Source organism: Brevibacillus sp. AY1, assembly GCF_029870785.1.
In the GTDB taxonomy this organism is placed as follows: domain Bacteria; phylum Bacillota; class Bacilli; order Brevibacillales; family Brevibacillaceae; genus Brevibacillus; species Brevibacillus invocatus.
This window is the reverse complement of sequence record NZ_JAFLPN010000074.1, coordinates 1-7427: the sequence shown is the minus strand read 5'-3', so window position 1 is coordinate 7427 and position 7427 is coordinate 1. Positions and strand designations below refer to the sequence as shown.

7 protein-coding genes are annotated in these 7427 nt (G+C 46.8%); 1 reads left to right on the top strand and 6 read right to left on the bottom strand.

Annotated features, from left to right (window positions below; genetic code table 11):
• Positions 1 to 116 precede the first annotated feature (116 nt).
• The 6 genes from gyrB to dnaA all read right to left on the bottom strand — a co-directional run bounded on the left by gyrB (position 117) and on the right by dnaA (position 6469).
• The gene (gene gyrB, locus JZI27_RS24350; protein ID WP_251244802.1) at positions 117 to 2042 is read right to left on the bottom strand and encodes a DNA topoisomerase (ATP-hydrolyzing) subunit B; all 1926 of its coding nucleotides are present in this window, start codon (positions 2040 to 2042) and stop codon (positions 117 to 119) included.
• Positions 2043 to 2045: 3 nt separating this feature from the next.
• Positions 2046 to 2330, bottom strand: coding sequence for an extracellular matrix regulator RemB (gene remB / locus JZI27_RS24345; RefSeq protein WP_251244803.1), 285 nt, complete (start codon positions 2328 to 2330; stop codon positions 2046 to 2048).
• A gap of 10 nt (positions 2331 to 2340) precedes the next feature.
• Positions 2341 to 3459, bottom strand: coding sequence for a DNA replication/repair protein RecF (gene recF, locus JZI27_RS24340; protein WP_280209753.1), 1119 nt, complete (start codon positions 3457 to 3459; stop codon positions 2341 to 2343).
• Positions 3460 to 3475: 16 nt separating this feature from the next.
• Positions 3476 to 3691 (bottom strand): S4 domain-containing protein YaaA, encoded by a 216-nt coding sequence (gene yaaA, locus JZI27_RS24335; RefSeq protein WP_251244805.1) that lies wholly within the window; start codon positions 3689 to 3691, stop codon positions 3476 to 3478.
• A gap of 69 nt (positions 3692 to 3760) precedes the next feature.
• On the bottom strand, positions 3761 to 4900 hold the full coding sequence (gene dnaN, locus JZI27_RS24330) for a DNA polymerase III subunit beta (RefSeq protein ID WP_251244806.1): 1140 nt from the start codon (positions 4898 to 4900) through the stop codon (positions 3761 to 3763).
• Positions 4901 to 5107: 207 nt separating this feature from the next.
• A complete protein-coding gene (dnaA, locus tag JZI27_RS24325) occupies positions 5108 to 6469 on the bottom strand; it encodes a chromosomal replication initiator protein DnaA (RefSeq protein WP_251244807.1) in 1362 nt (453 codons plus the stop codon).
• Between the two features lie 731 nt (positions 6470 to 7200).
• On the opposite strand from dnaA, the gene rpmH reads away from it, so the two are divergent.
• Positions 7201 to 7335 carry a 50S ribosomal protein L34 gene (gene rpmH, locus JZI27_RS24320; protein WP_084568070.1) on the top strand — a complete coding sequence of 45 codons (135 nt, stop codon included), beginning with the start codon at positions 7201 to 7203 and terminating at the stop codon, positions 7333 to 7335.
• Positions 7336 to 7427 lie beyond the last annotated feature (92 nt).

Below are 7427 nucleotides of genomic sequence, written 5' to 3'. Positions count from 1 at the left end.
AGTTGCACTTATACTATCTTCCGCTAATCTTTTTAGCGCTTTAGCGCACTTAAACTTTCCGATAGTATAAAAAAGGGGCGTTGAAATCACGCCCCTTAAACTTACCTTGTATACAATTAAAAATCCAAATCGCGCACTGTCGTAGAGTATTTCTCGATAAACTCTCTGCGCGGCTCTACCTCGTCACCCATGAGCGTCTCAAATACCATATCCGCTTCCATCGCATCTTCCAGGTTCACTTGAAGCATAGAACGATGTTCAGGGTCCATCGTGGTTTCCCACAATTGGTCCGCGTTCATTTCACCCAATCCTTTATAACGTTGGATGCCGGGCTTCGGTGTTGTTTTCAGCGTGGCAAGGATCTCGTCACGTTGCTGATCGGTGTAGGCGTAATGCAGTTGTTTGCCCTGCTTGATACTGTACAGAGGGGGCTGGGCAATATAAATATAGCCTGCTTCGATCAATTGACGCATGTAGCGATAGAAGAACGTCAAGAGCAATGTACGAATGTGGGAACCGTCTACGTCCGCATCCGTCATGATGACGACCTTATGGTAGCGCGCTTTCGTAATATCAAAATCTTCGCCAATCCCTGTACCAAGCGCAGTGATGATCGTCCGAATCTCGTTGTTGGACAAAATTTTATCCAAGCGCGATTTTTCTACGTTCAACACTTTTCCGCGAAGAGGCAGGATCGCCTGGAAATGACGGTCGCGCCCCGACTTTGCTGAACCCCCCGCAGAGTCTCCCTCTACGATAAACAATTCAGATTCGGAAGCGTCCTTGGAAGAGCAGTCTGCCAGTTTTCCCGGCAACGCGCTTACTTCCAGTGCGCTTTTTCGTCTGGTCATCTCCCGTGCCTTACGCGCCGCTTCACGTGCTCTCGAAGCCATGAGCGCTTTTTCCACGACCTTTTTGGCAACGCCCGGGTTTTCCTCCATAAAGGTGTTAAAGCGATCGCCAAATACGGATTCCGTGATGCTGCGTGCTTCAGAGTTCCCCAGTTTGGTCTTGGTCTGGCCCTCGAACTGCGGCTCCTGGATCTTGACGGAGATAATCGCCGTAATTCCTTCGCGCACATCATCCCCGGAAAGGTTCGGATCCTTTTCTTTCAGGAAATTGAATTTGCGGCTGTAGTCATTGATGACACGAGTCAGGGCTGTCTTGAATCCTGTCTCATGCGTTCCGCCCTCATGTGTATTGATGTTATTGGCAAAAGAGTAAATATTGCTGACATAACTGTCGTTGTATTGAATGGCTACCTCGACCAGTATGCCATCTTTTTCTCCCTCGCAATAAATCACGTCTTCATGGAGAGCTTCCCGGTTTTTATTCAAATACTCAACGAATTGGATAATACCGCCCTCGTAATGGAACGACTCTTCCCGCTCCTGGTTTGGACGTGTATCCTTGAGCGTAATCCGCAATCCCTTGTTGAGGAAAGCAAGCTCACGAATCCGTTTTTGCAAAATCTCGTATTCAAACTCCGTGGTTTCGGTAAAAATAGTCGGGTCAGGCTTAAACGTGACGGTTGTTCCCGTCATCTCAGTTTCACCTACTATGGCGAGATCCGCCTCAGGCGCACCCGTATTAAAACGCATGAAGTACACGTTTCCGTTTTGCTTGACTTCAACTTCCATCCACTCGGACAATGCGTTCACAACTGAGCTACCTACACCGTGAAGACCACCAGACACCTTGTATCCACCGCCGCCAAATTTACCACCGGCATGCAGTACAGTCAAAACGGTTTCTACTGTGGACTTCCCGGTCTTTTCATGAATCCCGGTAGGAATTCCGCGACCGTTGTCCGTTACAGCTACGGAGTTGTCTGGTCGGATGACAACCAAAATATCATCGCAATAACCGGCCAAAGCCTCGTCAATTGCATTGTCCACGATCTCCCAAACCAGGTGATGCAATCCACGGCTGCTAGTCGACCCGATGTACATCCCCGGGCGCTTGCGAACCGCTTCCAAGCCTTCCAGCACCTGAATCTGACTGGCATCATAGTTCGTATCTTTCGTCGTCACTTGATCCACTACTTAAGTCAACTCCTCCACTTCAGCTTGTACGATGGGAACCTGATCCAAGCTGTCCACGAACTGAGCGCGTCGCTTCAGCGTCAGAGAAGAAATAGGTGAACAGTAAATGGCATCCTGGGTGATTACATAGGACTTTGTATCTTCTACACTATGATCTACGACTGTTTTTCGCTTTTCATGCAAAAAACTCTTGTTTAGCTTCGAGGATTTGACAGTCTGGTGATCCAATATGGAAATAACATCCTTGGTGCTCACCACAGTATCTCCACCAATGTGTATAAACATCCCTGTATCCCTACCTTTCCCCTGAGATATTCCCTTCCTTCACGTAAAAACGAGAGGCTTGCTGGAGAACCTGATGTTTTAAGCCTTCCACACCAGTCGTACTTACAAACGTCTGCACCCGATCCTGAATCGTCTCGAGCAGTAAGGTTTGTCTATGTTCATCCAGCTCTGATAAGACATCATCCAACAGAAGGACAGGATATTCGCCTACCTCTTCCTTAATCAGTTCGATCTCGGCTAATTTGATGGACAAAGCAGTCGTTCGCTGCTGTCCTTGCGATCCGTAAGTTTGCACATCCATGCCATTCACTTTCAATGAAAAATCATCACGGTGTGGTCCGATCATCGTGCTTCCGCGCATGATTTCCCGGTCACGTACTTCTTCATAGGCAGCCAAGAGCAAATCTACAGCCTGGTCTGCTTCCAGTTCTTCTGTGACGGGCGTCGTGTTTTCATAATGCAAAGAGAGCGTTTCCCTACCGTCGGTAATGCCGGTGTGGATATCCTTCGCCCACGTCTCCAGCTTCCGAATGAACTCAAAACGCTTCCTTAACAATTTTACCGCTAAATCAGCCAATTGGGTATTCCAAATTGCCAGCATTTCCAGCGAGTGGCTTTTTTTCATCGCCAGATCCTTTAGCAACTGGTTTCGCTGAGCCAGTACCTTGTTGTAATTGCTCAAATAGTACAGATACGTAGGCGACACCTGGCCGATTTCCATATCGATGAATCGTCTGCGCTGAGCAGGTGATCCTTTGACGATGGACAGATCTTCTGGGGCAAACATGACCACATTCAAGGCACCCACGTACTCGCTCAGCTTTTGCTGTTCCATTCCGTTGATTTTGGCCCTCTTTCCCTTTGCTGTCAACTGCAGCTCCAAACGAACAGAACCGTAGCGACGAAGAACATCGCTACGGATGGCGGCAAAATCGGCATCCCACGCAATCAGTTCTTTATCCCTGGGCGTGCGATGAGATTTGGCAAGAGCGAGGACATAGATGGATTCCAGTACATTCGTCTTGCCTTGTGCATTATTTCCAATAAACAGTTGAATCGGGCTGTCAAAAGAAAGCGACAGCGATTTGTAGTTTCGATAGTTGGTTAGCGACAGGTTCTTGAGAAACAAGCTTCACGCTCTCCTCTCAGTGGCTTACCACTTGATAGCGGCCAAAGCCCTCGATCGCCACCTCATCACCTGGATACAGCTTGCGACCTCGTCTATTATCCAGCTCGCCATTGACCTTGATCGGAACCTCTGCGAGAAAAGCTTTCGCCATGCCGCCTGTGTCAATGATTTCAGCCAGCTTTAAAAATTGCCCTAGGGCGATGTATTCGGTCTTGATGGAAACCTCACGCATGGCTTGGCTCCTTTCTTTGATAAAACCTCTGTCGAGGACACTTTTGTCAACCCTAACCGTTTGAAAAAACTAGTACGTACGCACCGGCAGGATCAGATGCAGCATCCAGTCATGATCCGTAGGTCGAATGACGAACGGGCTCATCGGACCTGTAAAGCTAGCCTTGATTTCACTGCTGTCGATTGCGCGCAGAGCATCAATCATGTACTTCGCGTTAAAGGAAATTTTCAACTCTTCCCCGTCCATAGCTTTTGGTTGCAGAATATCGGTCACCTTTCCAATCTCTGGAGCATTGGAGGTGATTTCTACATTGCCATCTGGCAGCGTAACCAGCTTCACCACATTGGATTTTCCTTCACGGCTGAGCAGGGAAGCACGCTCAATGGATTGCAAAAATTCTTTTGTGCTGACCGTGATCTCCGTTTTGCTGCCTTGTGGAATGATGCGAGTGGTATCTGGATACGTACCCTCCAGCAAACGGGAGTAAAACAGGATATGCCTTGATTTTACCAGAATTTGGTTTTCAGCAACAACAATATCAGCAGGATTTTGATCGTCATCCAAAATTTTTGTCAGCTCGTTGCAGCTTTTTCCCGGAACCACGACGTTGTGGAAAGAAAGCTCTTCAGGACATTCTACCATAGCTGTGCGACTTGCCAAACGGTGACTGTCTGTCGCGACAAAACGAAGCTGTCCGCGCTCCAGCGACCACATCAATCCGGTCAGGATCGGACGCATTTCCGAAATGGAAACACCAAAGACGGTTTGGCGAATCATGGATTTTAGCAAATCTCCGGGAACACTGAATACTTTGTCCTCTTCCAGTTGGGGCAGCTGTGGGAATTCGTTGGCGTCCATTCCATTGATCGTAAATTCTGCTTTTCCGGAACGAATAGTGGTCACCAAACGATCATCCACTTCAATTTGAATTTCGTTGCTAGGCAGTTTACGTACAATTTCGCTAAAAATACGTGCAGTCAAAACGATGCTTCCAGCTCGATGAACCGTAACTCCCCATTCATCGGCTTCTTCCAATGGAATCTGAACCTCAATGGATACATCGGAATCACTTGCTGTCAGCGTCAAGCCTTCGTCATCTGCTTTTATCTTGATCCCAGTCAAAATCGGAATCGTAGTTCTGTTGGAAACGGCTTTGCTAACATGTGATACGGCGTTTGACAGCTTTTCTCGTTGAACGGTGATATTCATCAACGTGGGCCTCCCTCTATCACTGCAATTATTTTTTCATGACTGATGTATAACAGCAGCGCCTTTATCATATCTTATTAGGATATATCTTTTTAACAGAAGTAGTAATAGGGCCTGTGGATTTGTGGATATGTGGAACAATAGCGTAAAAGATAGCCTATACACATGTGGGTAAGTTGTGTATAGGCTTTTTGCGTTATTCACAGGTTAATGGTTTGCTTTTAACTTTTCAATAAGTGACTGGATCGTTGTCTGCATATGAGGATCGTTCGCCAGGGCACGAGAGATTTTCTCATGTGCATGGATGACAGTTGTATGGTCACGACCGCCAAATTCGTCGCCGATTTTCGGAAGAGACGCGTCTGTCAGTTCTCTGGAGAGGTACATCGCGATCTGACGAGGAAAAGCGACGGTTTTGGTTCGTTTTTTCGCTTTAAAGTCCTCGAGCTTGAGGCTATATGCTTCACCTACGACCCGTTGGATGTCAATGATGGTAATCACCTTGGGTCTGGAGGAAGGAATGATATCTTTTAAAGCTTCTGCAGCCAATTGCGTATCAATATCGCGATTGATCAGGGATGAATACGCTACAACGCGAATGAGTGCACCTTCCAGCTCGCGGATGTTGCTGTCGATTTGGTTGGCGATATACGCCATCACTTCATTGGGAATGTCCAGATTTTCAGCCTTGGCCTTTTTGCGCAAAATCGCGATCCGGGTTTCCAGATCTGGCGGCTGAATATCGGTAATCAAGCCCCATTCAAAGCGGGAGCGCAAGCGATCCTCCAATGTAGGGATCTCCTTGGGAGGCCGGTCAGAGGAGATGATGATCTGCTTGCTTTCTTCATGCAAGGCATTGAACGTATGGAAGAACTCCTCCTGGGTCGATTCCTTTCCTGCGAGGAACTGGATATCGTCAATCAGCAAGACATCGACACTCCGGTATTTGTTGCGGAACTCGACTGCCTTGTTGTCCCGGATGGAGTTGATGAATTCATTTGTAAATTTTTCAGACGACAAATAAACCACTTTTGCCGATGGATTGTGTTGAATCACATAATGACCGATGGCGTGCATCAAGTGGGTTTTACCTAAACCCACACCCCCGTATATAAAGAGGGGATTGTACGCTTTTGCGGGCGCTTCTGCGACAGCCAGTGACGCAGCATGGGCAAAGCGGTTTCCAGATCCAATGACAAAGGTGTCAAAGGTGTACTTGGGATTTAAGATGCTCGGTGGTTGATCATCCGCTACCGTAGCCGGAGGTTGCGCCTTGACCCGCGGGACAGGCTGTTCGTCGGCAAATGCAGAGTCCGGATTTTGCAGGACTACGAATTTTACCTTCATATTGACTCCGGTCACTTCATATAGTGTATCGGTGATCAGCTGAGAGTACCTGGTTTCGAGCCAATCCCTGGCAAAGTCATTCGGCGCTACGACGATCAGCGCGTCTTCTTCCAAAGTGTTTGCTTTGGTTGCTTTCAGCCAGGTATCAAAACTGGGTTTGCTTAGCGATTTCTCTATCTTGGCCAAAACCTTACGCCATAGCTCGCTAATCGCTGCATCCAACCAGAATCCCTCCTTTTTGAGACATACTCATAATAGATAAGTAAAATAAAAAAACCTCTACCGAGGTCTGCTCGAAGATGAGCGACCGCGCACTAGCGGAAGGTCTGCCAAAGCGCAGTCGGATGCATACGCTTGAGGTACCTTGTTATGCAATCCAAAAACTGAAGCAAGGCTGCTTCCATTTACGGAAGCACGTAAACTTTTTTCGTTCAATCAGGCAAATAACAAGAGTATAAGAGCAAGTTTGTTAACATGGCTGCTCGTGGTCTCTGTGGATAAAAAAAGTCGAAAAAAAGGGATTCCACTCGGAGAAAAGAAAAAAATAGACAATTATCCGCATCATTGTGAGTATTCTGATTCACAGATGAAGAAATCTGTCCACAAGCTTATCCACAGGCTGTGGAAAACCCGTTCGTCCACAAGGAGTTATTCACGCTCCAAAACAAAAATATAATAACAGATAAAAGGCATGTCATCAATGGTTTTTTCATACTTATCCACAAACACAACCACTGGTGTCGTCTACATATTCACATGTCCATATTTTGTGTACAAGCTGTAGATATTCTTGTCGAAATTTGAATTTGTGGATAAAATGATATCCACAGGTCTGGGAAATAGTAAAATGGGGATATTTGCTTTGGAAGACAAACCCATGTTTGACTTGACTTTTTAGGCATATCTTTTTATAATTCGAAGGAATGTCTGCGAGGACGGAGGTGTATACTGCAATGAAACCATCTTTCAATCCAAACAACCGCAAGCGCAAAAAGGACCACGGGTTCCGCACGCGCATGAGTACAAAAAACGGCCGTAAGATTTTGGCGGCTCGTCGTCGTAAAGGTAGAAAAGTTCTTTCCGCGTAGGCCACATTTCAAGTGGCCTTTTTTGTACTATCGGAAAGTTTAAGTGCGCTAAAGCGCTAAAAAGATTAGCGGAAGATAGTATAAGTGCAACT

Excerpts from the sequence above, each read along its gene's own strand:
- dnaN (WP_251244806.1), bottom strand. The coding sequence starts at position 4,900 with ATGAATATCACCGTTCAACGAGAAAAGCTGTCAAACGCCGTATCACAT.
- remB (WP_251244803.1), bottom strand. The coding sequence starts at position 2,330 with ATGTTTATACACATTGGTGGAGATACTGTGGTGAGCACCAAGGATGTT.
- yaaA (WP_251244805.1), bottom strand. The coding sequence starts at position 3,691 with ATGCGTGAGGTTTCCATCAAGACCGAATACATCGCCCTAGGGCAATTT.
- rpmH (WP_084568070.1), top strand. The coding sequence starts at position 7,201 with ATGAAACCATCTTTCAATCCAAACAACCGCAAGCGCAAAAAGGACCAC.